The sequence below is a fragment of the Duganella sp. Leaf61 genome (assembly GCF_001421905.1).
Taxonomy (GTDB): Bacteria; Pseudomonadota; Gammaproteobacteria; order Burkholderiales; family Burkholderiaceae_D; genus Rugamonas; species Rugamonas zoogloeoides.
Genome location: NZ_LMLM01000003.1, coordinates 86,368 through 105,569, shown reverse-complemented (window position 1 = coordinate 105,569; position 19,202 = coordinate 86,368). Strand labels below are relative to the sequence as shown.

Annotated in this window: 17 protein-coding genes and 1 tRNA gene; 7 read left to right on the top strand and 11 right to left on the bottom strand. The window is 61.2% G+C overall.

Translation table 11 applies throughout. The features are described from left to right. Positions 1 to 40: 40 nt before the first annotated feature. Complete coding sequence (locus tag ASF04_RS06035) at positions 41 to 769, bottom strand: WecB/TagA/CpsF family glycosyltransferase (RefSeq protein WP_056139049.1); 729 nt, start codon at positions 767 to 769, stop codon at positions 41 to 43. Between the two features lie 171 nt (positions 770 to 940). Between ASF04_RS06035 and ASF04_RS06030 the strand changes: the two genes are divergently transcribed. From ASF04_RS06030 to ASF04_RS06005, 7 genes are all read left to right on the top strand, one after another. Then, positions 941 to 1,015: transfer RNA gene (locus ASF04_RS06030), tRNA-Arg, on the top strand. Between the two features lie 164 nt (positions 1,016 to 1,179). Continuing rightward, the gene (locus tag ASF04_RS06025; protein ID WP_056139047.1) at positions 1,180 to 1,512 is read left to right on the top strand and encodes a hypothetical protein; all 333 of its coding nucleotides are present in this window, start codon (positions 1,180 to 1,182) and stop codon (positions 1,510 to 1,512) included. A gap of 125 nt (positions 1,513 to 1,637) precedes the next feature. Further along, a complete protein-coding gene (locus ASF04_RS27350) occupies positions 1,638 to 2,000 on the top strand; it encodes a hypothetical protein (protein WP_156368544.1) in 363 nt (120 codons plus the stop codon). Between the two features lie 117 nt (positions 2,001 to 2,117). Further along, positions 2,118 to 2,507 carry a hypothetical protein gene (locus ASF04_RS06020; RefSeq protein ID WP_056139045.1) on the top strand — a complete coding sequence of 130 codons (390 nt, stop codon included), beginning with the start codon at positions 2,118 to 2,120 and terminating at the stop codon, positions 2,505 to 2,507. A 269-nt stretch (positions 2,508 to 2,776) separates the two neighbouring features. Beyond that, on the top strand, positions 2,777 to 4,486 hold the full coding sequence (locus tag ASF04_RS06015) for a bifunctional diguanylate cyclase/phosphodiesterase (protein ID WP_229204939.1): 1,710 nt from the start codon (positions 2,777 to 2,779) through the stop codon (positions 4,484 to 4,486). A gap of 451 nt (positions 4,487 to 4,937) precedes the next feature. Continuing rightward, positions 4,938 to 6,065, top strand: a complete 1,128-nt coding sequence (locus ASF04_RS06010; protein WP_056139042.1) for an acyltransferase family protein — start codon at positions 4,938 to 4,940, stop codon at positions 6,063 to 6,065. 318 nt (positions 6,066 to 6,383) lie between these two features. Beyond that, positions 6,384 to 7,844, top strand: a complete 1,461-nt coding sequence (locus ASF04_RS06005) for a hypothetical protein (protein WP_056139040.1) — start codon at positions 6,384 to 6,386, stop codon at positions 7,842 to 7,844. 50 nt (positions 7,845 to 7,894) lie between these two features. Here ASF04_RS06005 and ASF04_RS06000 read toward each other — a convergent pair whose 3' ends face one another. The 10 genes from ASF04_RS06000 to ASF04_RS05955 form a co-directional block, all read right to left on the bottom strand. Further along, positions 7,895 to 8,299: a GtrA family protein gene (locus ASF04_RS06000; RefSeq protein WP_056139038.1), complete on the bottom strand. Its 405-nt coding sequence runs from the start codon at positions 8,297 to 8,299 to the stop codon at positions 7,895 to 7,897. Continuing rightward, positions 8,292 to 9,275: a glycosyltransferase family 2 protein gene (locus ASF04_RS05995; protein ID WP_229204938.1), complete on the bottom strand. Its 984-nt coding sequence runs from the start codon at positions 9,273 to 9,275 to the stop codon at positions 8,292 to 8,294. Before ASF04_RS05995 ends, ASF04_RS06000 begins: the two co-directional genes overlap by 8 nt. A 5-nt stretch (positions 9,276 to 9,280) precedes the next feature. After that, positions 9,281 to 11,071: a hypothetical protein gene (locus ASF04_RS05990; RefSeq protein WP_156368543.1), complete on the bottom strand. Its 1,791-nt coding sequence runs from the start codon at positions 11,069 to 11,071 to the stop codon at positions 9,281 to 9,283. Between the two features lie 234 nt (positions 11,072 to 11,305). Next, complete coding sequence (locus tag ASF04_RS05985; protein WP_019921831.1) at positions 11,306 to 11,695, bottom strand: RidA family protein; 390 nt, start codon at positions 11,693 to 11,695, stop codon at positions 11,306 to 11,308. After that, positions 11,695 to 12,882, bottom strand: coding sequence for an acyl-CoA dehydrogenase family protein (locus ASF04_RS05980; RefSeq protein WP_056139032.1), 1,188 nt, complete (start codon positions 12,880 to 12,882; stop codon positions 11,695 to 11,697). The genes ASF04_RS05985 and ASF04_RS05980 overlap by 1 nt, the downstream gene beginning before the upstream one ends. Before the next feature lie 9 nt (positions 12,883 to 12,891). Beyond that, a complete protein-coding gene (locus ASF04_RS05975) occupies positions 12,892 to 13,746 on the bottom strand; it encodes an enoyl-CoA hydratase family protein (protein WP_056139030.1) in 855 nt (284 codons plus the stop codon). A gap of 9 nt (positions 13,747 to 13,755) precedes the next feature. Beyond that, positions 13,756 to 14,280, bottom strand: coding sequence for a MarR family winged helix-turn-helix transcriptional regulator (locus ASF04_RS05970; RefSeq protein ID WP_056139029.1), 525 nt, complete (start codon positions 14,278 to 14,280; stop codon positions 13,756 to 13,758). A gap of 13 nt (positions 14,281 to 14,293) precedes the next feature. Next, positions 14,294 to 15,088 carry an SDR family NAD(P)-dependent oxidoreductase gene (locus ASF04_RS05965; protein ID WP_056139028.1) on the bottom strand — a complete coding sequence of 265 codons (795 nt, stop codon included), beginning with the start codon at positions 15,086 to 15,088 and terminating at the stop codon, positions 14,294 to 14,296. Next, positions 15,085 to 17,409 (bottom strand): bifunctional salicylyl-CoA 5-hydroxylase/oxidoreductase, encoded by a 2,325-nt coding sequence (locus ASF04_RS05960; protein ID WP_056139026.1) that lies wholly within the window; start codon positions 17,407 to 17,409, stop codon positions 15,085 to 15,087. The genes ASF04_RS05965 and ASF04_RS05960 overlap by 4 nt, the downstream gene beginning before the upstream one ends. Continuing rightward, positions 17,406 to 19,151: an AMP-binding protein gene (locus ASF04_RS05955; RefSeq protein WP_056139024.1), complete on the bottom strand. Its 1,746-nt coding sequence runs from the start codon at positions 19,149 to 19,151 to the stop codon at positions 17,406 to 17,408. The genes ASF04_RS05960 and ASF04_RS05955 overlap by 4 nt, the downstream gene beginning before the upstream one ends. Between the last annotated feature and the right edge of the window lie 51 nt (positions 19,152 to 19,202).

Below are 19,202 nucleotides of genomic sequence, written 5' to 3'. Positions count from 1 at the left end.
TAGCGGCGGCCCCGGGCCAATTATCGTACGATCGACCGCCTTATCGGTACTTGAAACACATATATAAAAAGACCATGATGTCCGAGGTGTAGCGGCGCAGCAAGCGGCGCGGTTCCAGGCTCAGGCGGAACAACCATTCGAGCCGCAGGCGCTGCACCAGTTTTGGCGCGCGCGGCTTGTCGCCGGCCCAGAAATCGAACAACGCGCCCACGCCCATCAAAATATTGGCGTTGACGGCAGCGCGGTGCTCGAGCATCCAGCGCTCCTGGATCGGATTGCCCATCGCCACCAGCACCACCTCGGCGCCGCTGGCATTGATGCGCTGGTCGATATCGTGCGCCGTGCGCAAGCCATCGTAGCCATCGCAACTACCCACCACCTGCTGCCCCAGCCGCTGCTCGACATGGTTGACAGCCCGCGCCAGGATCTCCGGCCGGCCGCCCACCATGAACACCTTGAGCGGACGCGGACTGCGCGAAAACAGCAGCGGCGTGAAGTCGGTGCCGTTCAGGTTGGCAGCAAAGCGTTTGCCGTGCAACAGCTTGGCAGCAATATCGAGCCCGATGCCATCGTTGACCAGCAACACCCCCGGATCCTTGACATGGTCGAGCAGGAACCGGCACTTGACCACCAGATTGGTATTGGCAAAAATCAGCAAGGTCTGACCGCGTTGCTCGACCACGCGCAACAGCCGCGTAGCCAGCGCATCGGCGGTGGTGCTCACCACGGGAAACTGGCTGATAGAGAGGATTTCAACAGGCTCGGTCATGCTGCCAGCCTGCCGTTTCGATTGAGGGGACGACGCGGGGAAGTTTTCATAGGGAGTGGTATGTGCAGGTTGCTCAGAATTCGGGCAATCATAACACTACGCCAACTAAATCCAGGGCAATTTGCTTGGGCAGCGCGCGGGGCGTCGGCTATAATGCCACCGCGTAGCGTCCTCCCCGTAGCACAATGGATAGTGCACATGCCTCCTAAGCGTGGGATACTGGTTCGATTCCAGTCGGGGGGACCATCCACCTTTCCTACCTACCCCAGTTTTAGACCATTTTCTCTTGGTTTTCATGGGGTTACAGCTTTTTTCGTCTCTCACCCAAGCCAACAAAATAGCACTAAAAACCATCGTTTTCTGCTACGATCTACGACCGATTTACGACGTGATTACGACAGCAAACGCACATGGCTACCTTCAAAAAGAAACCCGCTGGATGGCAGGTACAGATTGCCATAAAAGGCACTCGCGAAGCCAAGACCTTCTCTACAAAAGCAGAGGCGACCAGCTGGGCGGCCGAGCGCGAGACCGAGATCCGCAAGCAGCACGTCACCGGCGTTGACCTTAGCAAGACCGTCGGTGATGCATTTGACCGCTATGCTGCTGAAGTATCCATAAGGAAGAAGAAACCTCCAACCTGGGAAAGAAACCGCCTTAATGCGTACCGATCGCATGGACGAACAGCCATCAGGAGCGCAACTAACACTGCCTCACAGCAAGGGCCGATGTTGCCTTTTTAAACCTCTGGCCCTATCATTCTCCAAGGCCCCGCACTGATCCAGATCATGCGGGGCCGTGATCTATTTGGACACGTTTTTTGCCGCAACCGGCCAATAGCCGACGTTCCAAAACTAGATACGTACTGATGAAAAAATATTGCCTGATTCTTTGTGTTTTTAGCCTTGCTATCAATGCGTTTGCAGGCACGCAAGCAATGCCATTGAAGAAAGGCATGTCCTATCAAACAGCGGCTGCCGAACTGCGCCGTGAGGGCTGGTCTGCGCGGACTATGCATGTAAAGAGCGAGTACAAGTACATTGGCATCGAAAACACTCTGCTCAACCAAGGTGTCAAAGGAATCGAGAGCTGTGCTGTTGACCGACCTGTATGCATACTTCACTACACAAAGCGGAATATGTGCCTGCGCATAATTACTTGGGGTGAAGAATTCAAGGGACTTAAAGTTGACAGTTGGGACCGAGAGTGTCCAACTAAAGATGCCCTATGATGTTAGGGACACCCACTGCTGCAACCGGCCAAAAGCAGTCGATGCCCATATCGACTGCCCGGCCGTGTCTCCATAACCGTTGTACCACGCACATCAAGCCTTCTAGAGACGACATATATGCCAATCAAAGCGCGGCCATATGGATGCCAAGAGCAATTTGACTGGGGCGCAGACATCCACTCTGTTTCCTACGACGGCCGCTTGTCGATACGCGTCCTTCGAAACCGCAACAGGGATGACGGCGTCGAGGTTACGTTTTCCCAGGTTGATGGCTTTAGGCTTTTGGACGAAGTCCCGCTAGCGGAGTATTGGATGGCTGAGGACTTTCCTTCAGGTTATCCCGTCCTTGAGGTCTTCGATGGTGGCTGGACGAAGGAAGAAGAAGTGCGCCTGGGCTACACCGAGCAGCAACGTGAGTGGATTATCGTGACCGCTGGTGCATGCGTCAGCGTTTTTTCGAAGCATGAACCAAAGATTCGTGACGCAATCTGGCCCGCCAAGGTTTAGGCATTGACACGCAGTGGCCAACGACTGCTTTGGGCTTGCAGTGACTGGAAGTGATCAGTGTAGCGGTCGCCGGCTTGGTGGCTATACGCACGCCGATGAATCTGGCGTTGCGCACCTGTACGCGCGGCCACTTAGGTCAAGATGATGCTACGTGCAATAAGACGATTTCAAAGAGGTTTAGGTCGCGGACATGAATGCAGCTAGAATAGAGCAGAACTCACCGTTTGCACACCGGTGCCTTCGAGGCCAACGTGAACGGAATGTCAAACATGAAACGTCAAGCGGAATCGCTCTCCCAGTTGACTGAGGCCAGCATGGATCGCCTTGCTCCCGCGCATCTCAGCGAGATGCTCGACAGTCTAAGCGATGGGTTCATGTCAATCGACCGGTCCTGGCGTTTCACCTATCTGAACCAAACGGCGGGACGATACCTGCAACGAGAAAGGGAACAGCTGCTCGGACTGAACATTTGGGAGTGCTACCCGGATCTGATTGATTCCGACTACTACCGGACATATACGCAGACGGCCGCAACAGGCTTGCCCGGCCGCTACACCGGCTATTACGCGCCGCTGCGCACATGGTTCGAAGTGCGGTCGTTTGCTCACGATGACGGTATTACAGTGCTCTTTCGCGACGTGACGCGCGAACAGGAGCAAAAGGAACAGCTGGAGTTTGAAGCAAGTCACGACTACTTAACCGGATTGTGTAATCGGCGCATGTGCATGGAGGTCCTGTCACGCGCCGTCATTGATGCCTCCTCCTCCGGCCAATCGCCGGAGGCTTCATTGGCAGTACTGTATATCGATCTGGATAATTTCAAGGAAGTGAATGATGCGTTCGGTCATACGAGCGGCGATGGCCTGCTGCGCGATTTTGCCAGACGGCTCAGCTCGATACTTATGCCGACAGTGTTCGCTGCGCGGGTTGGCGGCGACAAATTTGTCGTTTTGCTGATCGACGCGACGGTTGGCGCAGCCGAAGCCTGTGCCCAGGAAGTGCTGCGCGAACTGGCGCACCCTTTCGACACCAGTGGGCGCTCCGTTTCTCTGTCCGCCAGCATCGGCATCGCATTCCTGAAAGAGGCACGGGACTCGGCGGAGGTGCTGCTCAGTCGTGCCGATACGGCGATGTATGCGGCCAAGTCTTCAGGTCGGTTCCAAGTACGCATCTATGATGACGCACTCGACCGGGGCATGCGCGAGCGACTCGCCTTGCGCATGGATCTGCGCGAGGCATTTGCGGAGAACCAGTTCGTCCTGCATTTTCAGCCACAGATCGCTCTAGCGGACGACGCGCATTACGGGGCCGAAGCCCTGTTGCGATGGAACCATTCGGCGCACGGCTTACTGAGCCCCTATGCATTTCTCGATGTGTTGCTGGCGTCGCCGTATGAAGAGACCCTTGTCGACTGGCTGGTCGATTCGGTATGCCAGCAGATGGCCGCATGGCGACTTGCGGGGGTACCGGTCCGGCGTATCAGTCTGAATCTGTCGGCAAGGCAGCTTCTGGGGCCCGGTCTGGTCGACAGGATCCTGCGCATCGCCTACACACACAACATTGCTCCCGCTATGCTCGATATCGAAGTAACCGAAGACTCGCTGGTGGGCGACATCGACAGGGCCACGCTGGTGCTTGGTGCCCTGCAAAAGGCCGGCATATCCACTTCGCTCGACGACTTCGGTTCTGGTTACTCTAGTTTCGGCTATCTGGTCCGGATGCCGATAGACACCTTGAAGATCGACAAAACCTTCGTCCAGTCCTTGGCCGTTTCGGCGAAGGCATCGGCCGTAATTCGGGGCATTATTGCTCTGGCCCGGTCGCTAAGTATGAAAACGGTCGCCGAGGGCGTGGAGACCGAGGCCCAATTTGCCGAATTGAAGGACGCCGGATGCGACATCATTCAGGGCTACCTGATCAGCCGGCCACTTGCGCCGGATGCCTTTGCGCGTTTCCTACTAAGCGGGCAGCCAGCTTAATTTCCAATGACCGCTTTGGGGCGAAAGCAGTCATTGCGATGAATATATCTCTGGCCAACTTCCGAGCTAGCGTTACGACTTATTTACGACTCAGCGCCGTAAGATGCTGATTTCAATAGTATAGCGATTCCAGTCGGGGGGACCAGCGAGCCTCTCCCACCGCCATGCATCTTGATCGCCACCGATCCTCCAGTCTCTTTACGCGCATATATCCAGGGCCAATCGACGACGAGCCCACTTTTCGCAAGTCTCCCTCTGTCTGTGATGCACGCAAAACGTCAGCACAAGACATAAAACCAGGTTCACTATCGTGTTGCAACGCAATAAAAATATGTAAATTCGTGTAAATAATGTCACTAAAAGTGCAATTTTAGTTACACACTATTGGACACCAAGTAGTTATCCCCTTAAGCTAAATATGGTTTTTTAGAAAATATTTCTCGGGGGATACATGAGCACTCACCAGGCGGCAACAGCGTCGCAGGGTCAGTCCGGCAGGCTGGCCTTTATCGATATCGCCAAAGGACTGGGCATCATCCTGATCGTCTTGGGGCACAACCATGTATTCGGTTTCCGTTTTCCCGACGTGCGCGACTTTCTCACTGCGTTCAGGCTGCCCTTCTTCTTCTTCATGGCTGGCGTGACCTTTTCGGTGGGCAGCAAGTCTCTTGGGGAAATAGCGGTGCGTCGTGCCGACGCCTGGCTCAAGCCGTTGGTGGTGGTAGTGCTGGTGACCGGCCTGCTCGATACGACGCTGCACGGCGTCACGTGGGAAAGCGTGCTGCTGGGCTTGGCGTACCCGACCGGCTTCACCATCGATCCACTGCCGCTGTGGTTCCTTGCGCACCTGTGGCTGCTCTATCTGTTTTGCACCGTGCTGCTCAAGGCCGACAGGCGCCTGTACGACACCGTGCCCAAACGGGTAGTTCTGCTGCTCACGCTGGCGATCTGCGGTTATTTCCTGATGAATGCTTTCGCCAGCGCTGCCGACGTACCCGCATGCCGGGTTCAGACCGAATTCAGCGCCAACCTGTTCCAGTGCGGGTTGCCGTTCAGCGCAGACATCCTGCTATTGACGAGTTTTTATTTTTTGCTCGGTAATTTCTTATCGAGCCATATCAAATATTTCCAGATTAACCGGTTGTGGGCGGCGATCGCGCTGTTGGCGATGGCGGTGTTTCAATTTGGCTTTGACTTCACCATCGACTTCAACTTGCGGCACTACGACACGTTGGTGCTGACAACGTTGCAGGCGCTGTGCGGCATTTACCTTATGTTGTGCACGTGCATGCTGCTTTCGAAAGTGACCACCGTAGCAAAAATTCTTTGCTACCTGGGTAGCGCCAGCCTGTTCATTCTGCTGTTCCATCTGAGCATCTTGCACGGGCTGATCCCGGTACTGCAACGCGACATCCATTCCAGCGTGATTATCGTGCTCATCTCGCTGATCGTGGCTGCTGGCGTCCCAGCGATCTTGTGGGAAATAGCCAAGCATAATAAGGTGCTATCGGCGTTGCTATTGCCGCGCAAGTGGCAGCGCAACCGGACAACGCCAGGCATACAGGTGACCGCCCGCTGACACAGTGCTTGCGGGAACACCCGCCACGACAGGGCTTGACTGGCCGAATTGGCGTTCCTGCTGTCAGTGCTGCCCCGACGTTTCATCGAACCGCCCTTGCGCACACCGGGTCCCCGGAACCGGTGTGTGCTGTTAACGCTATCGCGCTCGCAGCGCATCGCTGCAATATAAATTTCCAATAGGAACTTAGTAATGCAATTGTGACATCCTTGAAAAAATATTTCACAGAAACGTGAAATTGCCCTATAATAAGTTTCATAAAAGCACTTACATATTCTCACGGTCAGTTACAGCCTTCTTATCTTTCAAGGACTGTACATGAGAACTCGCGCCAACTGGCTCGGCCGCATTATCGTTACCACCTTTATTCTGGGCTCCATCGCAGCAAGCTTCGCACAAGCACAAAATTATACTCAGACCTATGGCTTCGGCACGTTTTACCGGCCGTTTGCCGCTGATTCGCTGTGGAACCTCAAGCCCGTCAACCCGGTGCTTGGCTCCAATGGCGTCAAGAAACCCCTGATCAACCTCAGCTGGATTCCATCCATCGATGACGGGGCGTATTCGGTCAAGGTGTTCATGGCCAAGGCTGGCGACCCGGCGATGACGGTGGTTGGCAAGCCCGGTATGTCTGGCGTGGGCGATCCCGATACCGGGCATTACCGCACTATCACCATTCCGCGCTGGCCAGCCGATGTGGCGCCTGCGACCGGCGAGGACGGCCATGCCGAAATCATCGATACTGTGACCGGCGTGATCCATTCGTTCTACCAGTTGCGCAAGGTGGGCAACAAGTGGACCGCGACCATGTATTCGTGGACCCGGATCGATGGCCGCGGTTTTGGCAATCCTGCCCATTGGAGCCAGGGCGCGCGCTCGTCCGGCGCCGCGCCTACGGCCGGGCTGATCCGCGTACATGAACTCAACGACAACCGCGATCATTACCGTCACGCACTTGCCATGTCATTGCCAGCCCACACGCTGGCCAATGGCATCACCCACCCCAGTTACGTCTATCCGGCCACCACGGCAGATACCTCTGCGGCGCTGAACACGGGCGTAATTCCGCTGGGCGCGCGCCTGATGCTGCCGGCGTCGTTCGATACTTCCACGCTGAGCACAGACCAGTTGCGCAAGATCGCCAACACCCTCAAGTTGTACGGCGCGTACGCGGTGGACCGCAATTACGATACTGCGTTCCGCCTGTATGTGGAAAATGGCGCCAATTTCAACATCATGCCCAACGGTACGTGGAATACCCGGGTGGTGGCCGATCTCGAGAAAATCCGCGCCGGCCTGCGTCAGGTAGTGAGCGTGGAGCGCTATGCGGACGACAACCAGGCCGCCAAGTCTGCCGCTGCCGTCAAAGTCGCAGGCGACGCCAAGAGCCTGCTGTCGATGCGCGGCGACTGGCTCGATGCCAGCACATCGAAGAAAGGTGACGCTGTGTACGATACCTGGCTCGAGAGCGTATGGTTCCCCAAGACCACCAAGAAGGTCAACGTGGTTAACTACAGCAACGGCATCAGCAAGGTTGCAGGCTCGATGCCTGCGGCAAGAACGCCGATGCGATTTACAGCGCGCACCTCCGGTGGGGCCTTGATTCGTATGCAGTTGTGGGCGGGCAGCTCACTCGCTTACGACAGCGGCTACCTGGCCGACGGCTCGTTCGCGTCGTTCCAGTGGCCAGCGATGACCGGGCTGTCGGTGAAACTGCTGGCCCAAAGCGGCGTTTACACCAACTGGTCCAGTGCGCGCGGCATACTGGTGGCAGAGTAAAATGGCTGGTGCGCCCCTGGCATGCGCCAGGGGGCAACGATGCATTTGCGCTACGCCGACTTCGGACGACGAAAGGTCCAAAGCAAGTTGATGGTATACGTCAGCAGCAGCACGACTGCGGTGGCTACCAGTTGTGCCAGCAAGTAATGCAAGTCTGCGCTGTCGGTCAGCAGCTTCATCAGTGCGCCGTTCAAGACGGCGCCCAACGCCGCAGTGACGGCAAACTTGAGCATTGCCGGTCCGTTCGACGCGCTCTTGAACGTATAGCGCACGTTCAGGAAATAATTAACGATGGCACCCACTACGGCGCCTGTGACCGATGCGGTCACCGGGTCGAGCCAGTGCAGCGAGACCGTGGTTACCAGCACGGCGTAGTGGGCCAGCGTGCCCACAGCGCCCACCAGCGCATAGAGCAGGAAGCGCATCATGCCCTTGCGCTCGCGTGGCTCAGGCATGTGGCAGCTCCTGCTGATGACGACGACGGATCAGGTAGATCGGGCGGCGCTTGGACTCGAAATAGATGCGGCCGATATACTCACCGAGTACACCGATACCGATCAACTGTATGCCGCCGAGCAGGAACACGCCTGCGGCCAATGAAGCGTAGCCGGGGACATCCACGCCGAACATCCAGGTCCGGATGATCAGGTAGGCGGCGCGCAGCACTGCTGCCAGGGCCACCGCAGTGCCCACATAGGTCCACACCCGCATCGGCAGCGTGCTGAAGCTGGTGAATCCCTCGAGCGCGAAGTTCCATAATTTCCAGCCTGAGAACTTGGTGTCGCCAGCGACGCGCTGTTCGCGCGCGTATTCCACCACCGTGGTTTTATAGCCGACCCAGGCAAACAGGCCTTTCATAAAACGCCGGGTTTCCGGCAGTAGCTTGAGCGCTTCCACCACTTCGCGCGTCATCAGGCGAAAGTCGCCGACATTTTCGGGAATCTTCACCTCGGAGACCGAGTTGTGCATGCGGTAAAACATGACAGCGGTCCAACGCTTGAGCGTGGAGTCCGTGGCGCGGTCGCTGCGCTTGGCGAGCACCACGTCATAGCCTTCACGCCATTTATCCACCAGCACCGCGATCATGCGCGGAGGATCTTGCAAATCGGCGTCGAACGGCACCACCAGGTCACCGCGCGCTTCGTCAAGCGCCGCGGACAATGCAGCTTCCTTGCCAAAGTTGCGGGTCAGGTCGATCACGCGCACGCGGGCGTCGCGCTCGGAGAACGCCACGAGCTGCGACAGCGTGTCGTCGCGGCTGCCATCGTTGACGCAGACAATTTCGAACCGGATGCCGGGCACGCGTTCCAGTTCCGGTATCACCTCGGCAAAAAAATGCGAGATGACTTCCGACTCGTTATAGAAGGGCACGACCAGGGACAGCAGCGGCGTGGTTGGCGACAGCGACGTCGTAAAAGTTTGGGTGTCCAATGTAATTAATCCTGTTTTAGAGTATTACGCGTGGAGGCCTGACGCCGCGTCTGCCATGCCAACGCACCCAGCAATAGCAACAACAACGCCAGCGAAGCTGCGCTCACCTTTTTTGCGAAACCTTCAACCGGTACCTCGCCGCGCACGATGCGCACCGTGTGCTCGCCCGGTGGCACTTGCACTGTTGCGAATTTGAAGGACGTGGCGGCAAACACCGGCAACGAACGGCCATCCTGGTCCTGCGCAACCCAGCCAGGGAAATAGAACTGGCGAATCGCGACCGCGACCCCGTCGCTGGAGGACACCCGGACGACGAAAGCACCGTAGTCCTGCGATACGCTGCCCACTTTACCCTGTCCGCCCACGATCCACGCCTGCTCACTCGCATCGAGCCGCAGCGCCAGTTGCGGCAGCAATTCATCGATGCGGGCGGAAAATCCGGCATCTTTGGGGTAGTACTCGGGCGGCGTGATGCGGTACTGCACGCGCTGCGACATCGCCACCTCGTTCTGCGCGAGGGTCTGATGCTGGAATTTCTTGAACAGCGCCGAAAACTGGTAAGCGAGCAGCACCGCGAACACCGCCAGCAACATCAGCGCCATGCGTTTGCGCGCGACCGGCGACGGCAGCGCCGCAAACATCACTGCCACCATGGTCAGCACAACGAATTCCACGACGATCAACAGCCGCGACAGAAACTGCAGCGACCGGTACGGCGAAGGCGCCTCAAATACAAAGCCGAGCTTGCCCCACATGAACAGCCCGCACAACGCGGTCACCATGGTCCACATGACCACCATGGCAGTAGACGTGCCGGGGCAGGAAGTGGCGACGGTCGCGTTGCGCCGGGCGCGCAGGTATTCAGCCAACAGGTAGACGGTCACGAACAAGTAAATGCTGGCAAACAGTGTATACCTGGTCACGACCGGGTTGGCGCTCATGGACAGACCGGTAAACAAGCGGGTGCCCTCGATCGGCCGCACGAACAAGGCGGCAGTATTGGCCGCATCGAACAACTGCAGCGCGGGCAGGAAGTACACCGCAGCCGTACCGACGGCCAATGCCGCCACGGCTGCCAGCAACGCCAGCATAATGAGCCTGCTCCGCGCAGCGTGCCGGGTACCGGCCGGTGCGCCCGTCGCGCCGAACAAATGCAGCAGGATATACGCAGCGATCACGGGACCGATAATCATTGCCGACAACAAATGAGTAAAGAACAAACCGGTGACCGCAACTGCCAACAACGACAGCCAGCGCACCCTAGCGGTTATCAGGTAGCGATGGGCCGCGTGAAAGATGAGGGGAATCCAGACATACGCAGCGTATTCACCGATGGCGCCACGGTTGTAATAATCGGTCAGCAGGTGATACGGCGCCAAGGCAAAAGCCAGGCCTAGCACCGCCGACACTCGCACCGACGCAAAATTTCGCGCCCACCAGTAAAAGAACACGCCCGACGCCATCCCCATCAAGAACGCGGAGACGCCGATCACATGGGCCACCGACAGCCGGTGCATGAAAACCGCATCGACCAGCGCAAAGAACATGGTCGCCAATGGCGGGTAGAAGTAGAAAGCCGGGCTGCCCATGCCGGCCATTGCGTCGGGCATCCAGCGCGGGTATATCACGCCATGCTGCACGGCGTCGAGGTACGACCGGAGCCAGATAAAATGCCAGGGAATATCGTCCGAGTGGCGTGCGCCGAATACCAGCGCAGGCGCAAAAAAGGCAACCAAGACCAGGCCGCATATTAAAAACAGCAATTTCTTGCTATGTAGAAATTTATTCTCAAGCATTTTGGACAATCCGGGAAATATTTTTTTCTTCTAAAGTTCGCTGCAGTGCGTCATGCCGAGCGCCACGAGGCTCCTGCTGCGAATATCTCACGAATTGTGTTGCAATGCACGATTATTTAATAGACATCGACCTTTATTATTTTTGTAACTAAGAATGCACACCAAGTTTTACTAAGAGAAAGTAAAATAGTCTTATTATAAAATTTATATTGCAATAAAATTATTGTTACCCTCTCATGGCACCACCGCCGTAACTTCAATCTCGACCCGGGCCCGTTCCTCCACCAGCCCGGCCACCTGCACCGCCGTCATGGCGGGATAATGGGCGCCGATCACCTCGCGGTAGGCGGCGCCCACCGCCTTGTAGGCGCCGGTGTACTCCTTCGTATCGAGCACATACCAGGTCATGCGGACGATGTGCTCGGGCCCCGCGCCCGCTTCGGCCAGCACGGCGACGATGTTTGCCAACGCCTGGCGCACCTGGCCGGCAAAATCGTCGGTGTGGAAAACGCCCTGCGCATCCCAGCCGATCATGCCGCTGACGTACACCGTGCGGCCGCTGGCAACCACGCCATTCGAATAGCCGCGTGGACGCGGCCAGCCCGGTGGCAGCAAAAACTCCATCACGCCTCCCCTTTTGCCGACGCGGCATCGCGCAGCAGCTCGCGCGCGATGATCAGTTGCTGCACTTCGGTCGCGCCTTCGTAGATGCGCAGCGCGCGGATTTCGCGATACAGCCGCTCGACCGGCTGCTCGCTCACCACGCCCAGGCCGCCGAACATTTGCAGCGCGGCGTCAATCACCTGCTGCGCCGTTTCGGTGGCGGTGAGCTTGGCCATGGCCGCCTCCCTGGTTACCTTGCGGCCGCAGTCACGCTGCCACGCGGCGCGATACGTGAGCAGCGCGGCGGCGTCGATGCCGGTGGCCATGTCCGCCAGCTTGGCCTGCGTGAGCTGGAAATCCGACAGCATCTGGCCGAACATCGACCGCTGCGTGGTATGGGCCAGCGCTTCGTCCAGAGCGCGGCGCGCAAAACCCAATGCAGCGGCGGCCACCGATGTGCGGAACACGTCGAGCGTGGACATCGCCACCTTGAAGCCCTGCCCGGCCGCGCCGATGCGCTGCGCAGCAGGGATGCGGCACCGGTTGAACCGCAGGCGTGCCAGCGGATGGGGTGCGATCACGTCGATCCGCTCGGCGATCTCGAAGCCGGGCGTGTCGGCATCGACGATCAAGGCGCTGATGCCGCGCGCGCCCGGCTGCTCGCCGGTGCGCGCAAACACCACGTAAAAGTCGGCAATGCCACCGTTGGAAATCCAGGTTTTTTCGCCATCCAGCACGTAGTGCTCGCCGTCCGGCGTAGCCGCGCACTGCATGGCGGCGACGTCGGAGCCGGCCTGCGGCTCGGACAGCGCAAAAGCGGCAATCGCCTCGCCACTGGCCACGCGCGGCAGGTAGCGGCTGCGCTGGTCGTCGGTGCCGTGCAGGCTGATGGCGCCCGCGCCCAGGCCCTGCATGGCAAATGCGAAATCGGCCAGACCGTCGTGGCGCGCCAGCGTTTCGCGGATCAGGCAGATGGCGCGGGTGTCGATGGCGTCGGCATGGCCGCCGTGCGCCACGCCAGCCACCGCGTGGCGCAACCAGCCGCCCTCGCCCAGTTGGCGCACCAGCTGGCGGCAGGCATGGTCAACGCTGGCGCGGTCGTGGGTGGCGTGGGCCAGGTGCTGCTGGCTCCAGGCATCGAGCGCCGCTTCCAGCGCGGCGTGGTGTGGCGCAAAGAACGGCCAGTCGAGATAAGTTTTATCAGGCATCGTGATTCCTCAATCGCCTTCGAAGACCGGTTTTCGCTTGGCCACGAACGCGTGGTAGGCGCGGTGAAAATCGTTGGTGGCCATGCAAATGGCCTGCGCCTGCGCTTCCGCCTCGATGGCCTGGTCCACGCCCATATTCCACTCCTGTTGCAGCATGGTCTTGGTCATGCCGTGGGCAAAGGTGGGACCATCGGCCAGCCCGCGCGCCATGGTGAGCGCCGCGTGCGACAGCGCTTCGGGTTCGTGCAGGCTGTTGAAAAAGCCCCAGCGCTCGCCCTCGGCGCCGCCCATCGAGCGGCCCGTGTACAGCAGCTCGGCGGCGCGCCCCTGACCGATCACGCGCGGCAGCAAGGCGCACGCGCCCATGTCGCAGCCGGCCAGGCCTACGCGGGTGAATAAAAACGCGGTCTTGCTGCGCGCCGTGCCGAAGCGGATGTCGGCCGCCAGCGCCAGCATGGCGCCGGCGCCCACGCACACGCCATCCACGGCCGCCACCACCGGTTGCGGGCAGGCGCGGATGGCTTTGACCAGGTCACCGGTCAGGCGCGTGAACGCCAGCAGGCCGGGCATGTCCAGTTGCGTGAGCGGGCCGATGATGTCGTGCACATCGCCGCCGGAGCAGAAGTTTTCGCCGGCGCCCGTGATCACCACGGCCTTGATGTCGGTGGCCATGGGGAGCGCGCGGAACAGGTCGCGCAGTTCGGCGTACGAATCGAACGTGAGCGGATTCTTGCGTTCGGGGCGGTCGAGCGTGAGCGTGGCCACGCCGCCGCTCACGTCGAACTGGAAATGGGTGCACTGGTAGCCGGCCAGTTGCCGGTTGTGGCCTGGCAGTTGCTGTGCCTGGCCGGGAAGATAACGCATGGTGGTTCCTTATTTGTCGTCGCGCGCATGCAGGCTATGCTTCATGTGCGACAGCAGTTCGATCAATTGGGTCTTGTCGGCGCCGGAGACGTCCTGCAGCAGCTCGGCGATCCATTCCTCGTGCACCTGCGCCATTGTGGCAAACGCGCGGCGGCCGGCGGCGGTGAGCCTCACGCTGAACACGCGGCCGTCCTTCGGATCGGGCACGCGTACCACCAGCTTTTCCTGCTCCAGCTGGTCGGTGATGCCGGTGATGTTACCGCCGGTGACCATCATGCGTTTGGACAGCTCGCCCATGCGCAAGCCCTGCGGGTGGCGCTCCAGTTGCGCCATCAAATCGAAGCGCGGCAAGGTGATGCCGAACGTGGCGCGCAGCCGGCTGCGGATCTCGTTTTCGATCTTGACCGTACACGAGAGCATGCGCAGCCACAGCTTGAGCGACTGGTGGTGGTCTTGTGTCAGGCGGCTGGCAAGGTCGAGCACCGGCTCGGGCTCGGGCTGGTCGTCACTGTGAGGGTTGTCGTTCAGGGGCATGGCGCTTCTCGATTTACATCACTTCACCGCCGGCGACGGCGATGGCTTGTCCATTCATGGCGCCGGACTCCGGCAGGCAGAGCCAGGCCACGGCATTGGCCACTTCGCCCGCTTGCACCAGCCGCTGTTGCGGATTGCCTGCGGCCAGTTCGGCGCGCGCCTGCTCTGGCGTGCGCCCGGTTTTAGCGACAATGTTGGCGACCGCATCGCGCACGATGTCGGTGTCAGTATAGCCGGGACACACGGCGTTCACCGTCACGCCTCGCGTGGCCACTTCCAGCGCCAGCGCGCGCGTGAGCCCCACCACGCCGTGCTTGGCGGCTGTGTATGCGGCCGCGTAGCGGTAGCCGGTGAGGCCCGCCGTGGAGGCGACGTTGACGATGCGGCCCCACCCCGCGTCCAGCATCGCCGGCAGCGCGGCCTGGGTGCAGTGGAACACGCCGCCCAGGTTCACATCCAGCATGCGCTGCCACAGCGCGGCATCGGTTTTCAACAACGGCGCGGATGCCGCCTGGCCGGCATTGTTGACCAGGATGTCGATGCGGCCAAGGGCGTGCGCCGCCTGGTCGAAGCTGATGCGCACGGACTCCGGATCGGCAACATCGAACGCCTGCACGTTGATGCTGCCGGCGCCGAATTCCTGGATCAGCGCAGTGTGCACGGCAGCCAGCGCTGCGGCATCGCGCCCGGCAATCGTCACGCGCGCGCCCCGCACCAGCAAAGCGCGCACGCAGGCGGCGCCGATGCCGCGCGCACCGCCGGTCACCAGCGCGTGTTTGCCGGCCAGCGGCAAGGTGGTGTCGCTCATAAGGCTTCTTTCGTGTCGTTATTCAGTTCAGCAGCACGTTCGAGCTGGCGCTTGGCGGCGGCGTATGGCCGGGGCCAGCGCAGCGCGCGGTAGCCGCTGGCCGCCGCCTCGGCCAGCGTCCACGCCGGATTGGCCAGGTGCGGACGGCCGATCGCGCACAGGTCGGCGCGGCCGGCGGCAATGATGCCGTTGACCTGGTCGGCGCTGGTGATGGCGCCCACGGCGATGGTGGCGATGCCGGCCTCGTTGCGGATACGGTCGGCAAACGGCGCCTGATACATGCGGCCGTACACCGGCTGTTCGCGCTTGCTGACCTGCCCCGACGAGCAATCGATGATGTCGGCGCCGGCCGCCTTGAACAGGCGGGCAATCGCCACCGCGTCGTCGGGCGTGGTGCCGCCGTCCACCCAGTCGGTGGCGGACAGGCGCACGCTCATCGGCTTGTGCGCGGGCCACGCGGCGCGCATGGCGGCAAACACGCGCAGCGGATAACGGCAGCAGTTTTCAAGACTGCCGCCGTATTCGTCGCTTCGATGATTGGTGAGCGGCGAGATGAACGACGACAGCAGGTAGCCATGGGCGCAATGGAGTTCCAGCCAGTCGAAGCCCGCAGCGTCCGCTGCCAGCGTGGCGCGCACGAAGTCGTCCAGCACGCGGTCCATGTCTTCAACCGTCATGGCGCGTGCGATCTGAGACACGCCTTCCAGGTACTGCTGTTCGGAGGCCGCCAGCAGCGGCCAGTTGCCGCTTTCAAGCGGCTGGTCGATGCCGTCCCACATCGGCCTGGTGGAACCCTTGGCACCGGCGTGCCCCAGTTGCAGCGCGATGGCGCTGTCGCTGTGCTGGTGGACGAAATCGACAATGCGGCGCCAGGCCTGCGTGTGCTCCGGCGTGTAGAGACCGGGACAGGCGGGCGTGATGCGCGCGTCGGCGGATACCCCGGTCATCTCGGCAAACACCAGCGCCGCGCCGCCCAGTGCGCGCGCGCCCAGGTGGGCCAGGTGGTAGTCGCCGGCCACGCCATCGACCGCGCTGTACTGCGCCATCGGCGAGACCAGCACCCGGTTCTTGAGCACCAGTCCGCGCACCTTGAACGGTGTGAACATCGGCGGCGTCGGCGTGGCAGGCGCAGGCACGCCGGCTTGGGCGAAGGCGCGCGCGGCAAACCACGCTTCGTAACCATCCACGTAAGCAGGATCGCGCAGGCGCAGGTTGGCGTGCGACAGGCGCTGGCTGCGGGTAAGCATGGAATAGGCGAATTGCGGCGCCACCATGCCCGCATAGCGCTCCACGTTCTCGAACCACTCCATCGAATTGCGCGCCGCGCTTTGCAGCTTGAGCACTTCCACCGCCCGCGCTTGCTGGTACGCGGCCAGCGCCGGACGCAGCCCACCCTGCTCACCGATGCAGCGCGCCAGCCCGATCGCGTCTTCCAGCGCCAGCTTGGTGCCGGATCCGATCGAATAGTGCGCCGAGTGGGCAGCATCGCCCATCAGCACCACCGGCACTTCGTCATGCCAGTGCACCCAGTGCCCGCACACCAGGCGCGGGAACGTGACCCAGCTTGCCGCCCCGCGCTGGTGGGCGTTATTGGCCATCAGCGGGTAGCCATCGAGCTGCTCCGCAAACAGCCGCTCGCAAAAGGCGATCGACTGTTCCTGGCTCATGTCGGCCAGCCCCGATGCGCGCCATACCGACTCCGGCGTTTCAACGATGAAGGTAGAAGTGTCGGCATCGAACTGGTAGATATGGGCCTGGAACCAGCCATGCGGCGTGTGCTGGAAAGCGAACGTAAAGGCATCGAATTTCTTGCGCGTGCCCAGCCACACGAAGCGGCAATGCCGGTCTTCCATCTGCGGCTGGTAACTGGCCGCGTAGCGCGTGCGGATGCGGCTGTGGATGCCGTCGGCGGCGATCACCAGGTCGGCGTTGTAGCGCGCAGCCAGTACGGCGTCGTCCGCGACGTCGGTTTCGAACACCAGTTCCACGCCCAGTGCTTCGCAGCGGTGCTGGAGGATGTTGAGCAAATGCTTGCGGCCGATGCCGCAAAAGCCATGACCGCCGGAGGTAATGGTTTGCCCCTGGAAGCGCACGTCGATATCGTCCCAGCGGTTGAAGGCGGCCATGATGGCGTGTGCGGTGGGCGCATCGGCGCGCACCAGGTTGTCCAGCGTCTGGTCCGACAACACCACGCCCCAGCCGAAGGTGTCGTAGGGCCGGTTGCGTTCGACCACGGTGATGCGGTGCGCCGGATCCTGCTGCTTCATCAGCAGCGCGAAATACAAGCCGGCGGGACCACCGCCGATGCAGACGATGTTCACTGGCCGCCCTCCCCGCCAGTGCCCACGCCTGGCAAACGCAGCTTGAAGCGTTGCAGCTTGCCCGTCTCGGTGCGCGGCAGGGAAGCCAGGAAGCGCACCGCGCGCGGGTACTTGTATGGCGCGATCTGGCTTTTGACGAAGTCCTGCAACTGCGCCACCAGTTCCGCCGACGGCACAACATCAGCCTTGAGTACCACGTGCGCTTCGACGATCTGGCCGCGCTGTTCGTCGGCGCGGCCCACCACGCCGCATTCGGCCACGGCGGGATGGCGCAGCAGCGCGTCTTCCACTTCCGGCCCGGCGATGTTGTAGCCGGCCGAGATGATCATGTCGTCGGTGCGCGAGCGATAATAGAAATAGCCATCGGCGTCCGTTTCGTAGGCGTCGCCGGTGAGGTTCCAGCCGTCTAGCACGTAGTCGGCCTGGCGCGGGTCGTCGAGGTAGCGGCAGCCGGTCGGGCCCTTTACCGCCAGGCGCCCGATCACACCGGGCCCCACCGGCCGGCCGTCGTGATCGAGCACGCAGGCCTGGTAGCCGGGCACCGGTTTGCCGGTGGCGCCGGGACGCACGTTGGCGTCGGCGGCAGAAATGAAGATGTGCAGCAGTTCGGTGGCGCCGATACCGTCGATCATCTCCAGCCCGGTCGCGCTGCGCCAGGCATCGCGCGTGGCGGTCGGCAGCGCTTCGCCGGCCGACACGCTGCGGCGCAACGTGCTGAGGTCATAGCGAAAGCCCGGCGCAGAGGCCCCGCCGGCAGAGACGCTGCGCCGGCTGGCCGGGTCGCAGCCGCCGACCAGCGCCGCCATTTGCCGGTAAAACGTGGGCGCGGTAAAGCACACGGTGGCGCGATGCGCGGCGATGGCAGCGAGCAGCGTTTCGGGCGTGGCTTTTTCCAGCAGTACGGCGCAGGCGCCCACGCGCAGCGGGAACAGCAGCAAGCCGCCGAGGCCAAAGGTAAAAGCCAGCGGCGGCGTGCCGATGAAGACATCGTCGGCGCGCGAACCGAGCACCGAGCGCGGAAAGCAGTCGCAGATGGCCAGCACATCGCGGTGGAAATGCATGGTGCCCTTGGGGATGCCGGTGGTGCCAGAAGTAAAGCTGATCAGGCAGATGTCGTCGAGCGCGGTGTCGGCGGCAGCAAATTGCGCCGGCTGCGTCGCCATCAGCGCTTCCAGCGATTCGGGCGATAAGCTGTCATGGCCGGCGCCGCCGAAGTACACGGTGCGTGCGCGCGCCTCCGGCGTCAAGTCCGTCGCATCGAGCTCCGCGCGCAGCGATTGCGCGCACAGCACGGCGTCCACCTTTGCCTTGCCGGCAATGGTGCCCAGCTCGCGCGCGCGCAGCAGCGGCATGGTGGGCACGGCGATGCAGCCGGCCTTGATCACGGCCAGCACGCACGCGGCCATCAGCGGCGTATTGGTCCCGCGCAGCAGCACGCGGTTGCCGGTTTCCAGCGCCAGCGGACCGCGCAGTACATGAGCGATGCGGTCGACCTGGGCACGCAACTGGTCGTAGGTCCAGGTAGCGTGTTCGCCGCGCAGCGCCGCACGTTCGCCGGCTGCGTGGTCGAGCAGTTCGGCAGCACAGTTGAGGCGCGCAGGATAATCGAGTTCGGGCAGATCGAAGCGCAATTCCGGCCACAGCGCCAACGGCGGCAGATGGTCGCGCGCAAAGGTGTCGGTGTGGCCGCTGGCGCTGCCGGTAGTGTCGCGGGCGGCACGGTTGGAGGCTGGAGTTGTCATGGTAGCCCTGAAGTCGGATCGGGATATCCACCCGCAAGCAGATACTTTAAA

What these genes read in the sequence shown, in the direction of transcription:
- ASF04_RS06035 (WP_056139049.1), bottom strand. Translation starts at nt 769, where the DNA reads ATGACCGAGCCTGTTGAAATCCTCTCTATCAGCCAGTTTCCCGTGGTG.
- ASF04_RS05985 (WP_019921831.1), bottom strand. Translation starts at nt 11,695, where the DNA reads ATGGAGTTTTTGCTGCCACCGGGCTGGCCGCGTCCACGCGGCTATTCG.
- ASF04_RS06005 (WP_056139040.1), top strand. Translation starts at nt 6,384, where the DNA reads ATGAGAACTCGCGCCAACTGGCTCGGCCGCATTATCGTTACCACCTTT.
- ASF04_RS05965 (WP_056139028.1), bottom strand. Translation starts at nt 15,088, where the DNA reads ATGAGCGACACCACCTTGCCGCTGGCCGGCAAACACGCGCTGGTGACC.
- ASF04_RS05975 (WP_056139030.1), bottom strand. Translation starts at nt 13,746, where the DNA reads ATGCGTTATCTTCCCGGCCAGGCACAGCAACTGCCAGGCCACAACCGG.
- ASF04_RS06000 (WP_056139038.1), bottom strand. Translation starts at nt 8,299, where the DNA reads ATGCCTGAGCCACGCGAGCGCAAGGGCATGATGCGCTTCCTGCTCTAT.
- ASF04_RS05970 (WP_056139029.1), bottom strand. Translation starts at nt 14,280, where the DNA reads ATGCCCCTGAACGACAACCCTCACAGTGACGACCAGCCCGAGCCCGAG.
- ASF04_RS27350 (WP_156368544.1), top strand. Translation starts at nt 1,638, where the DNA reads ATGAAAAAATATTGCCTGATTCTTTGTGTTTTTAGCCTTGCTATCAAT.
- ASF04_RS05955 (WP_056139024.1), bottom strand. Translation starts at nt 19,151, where the DNA reads ATGACAACTCCAGCCTCCAACCGTGCCGCCCGCGACACTACCGGCAGC.
- ASF04_RS05990 (WP_156368543.1), bottom strand. Translation starts at nt 11,071, where the DNA reads ATGCTTGAGAATAAATTTCTACATAGCAAGAAATTGCTGTTTTTAATA.
- ASF04_RS06020 (WP_056139045.1), top strand. Translation starts at nt 2,118, where the DNA reads ATGCCAATCAAAGCGCGGCCATATGGATGCCAAGAGCAATTTGACTGG.
- ASF04_RS06015 (WP_229204939.1), top strand. Translation starts at nt 2,777, where the DNA reads ATGAAACGTCAAGCGGAATCGCTCTCCCAGTTGACTGAGGCCAGCATG.
- ASF04_RS06010 (WP_056139042.1), top strand. Translation starts at nt 4,938, where the DNA reads ATGAGCACTCACCAGGCGGCAACAGCGTCGCAGGGTCAGTCCGGCAGG.
- ASF04_RS06025 (WP_056139047.1), top strand. Translation starts at nt 1,180, where the DNA reads ATGGCTACCTTCAAAAAGAAACCCGCTGGATGGCAGGTACAGATTGCC.
- ASF04_RS05980 (WP_056139032.1), bottom strand. Translation starts at nt 12,882, where the DNA reads ATGCCTGATAAAACTTATCTCGACTGGCCGTTCTTTGCGCCACACCAC.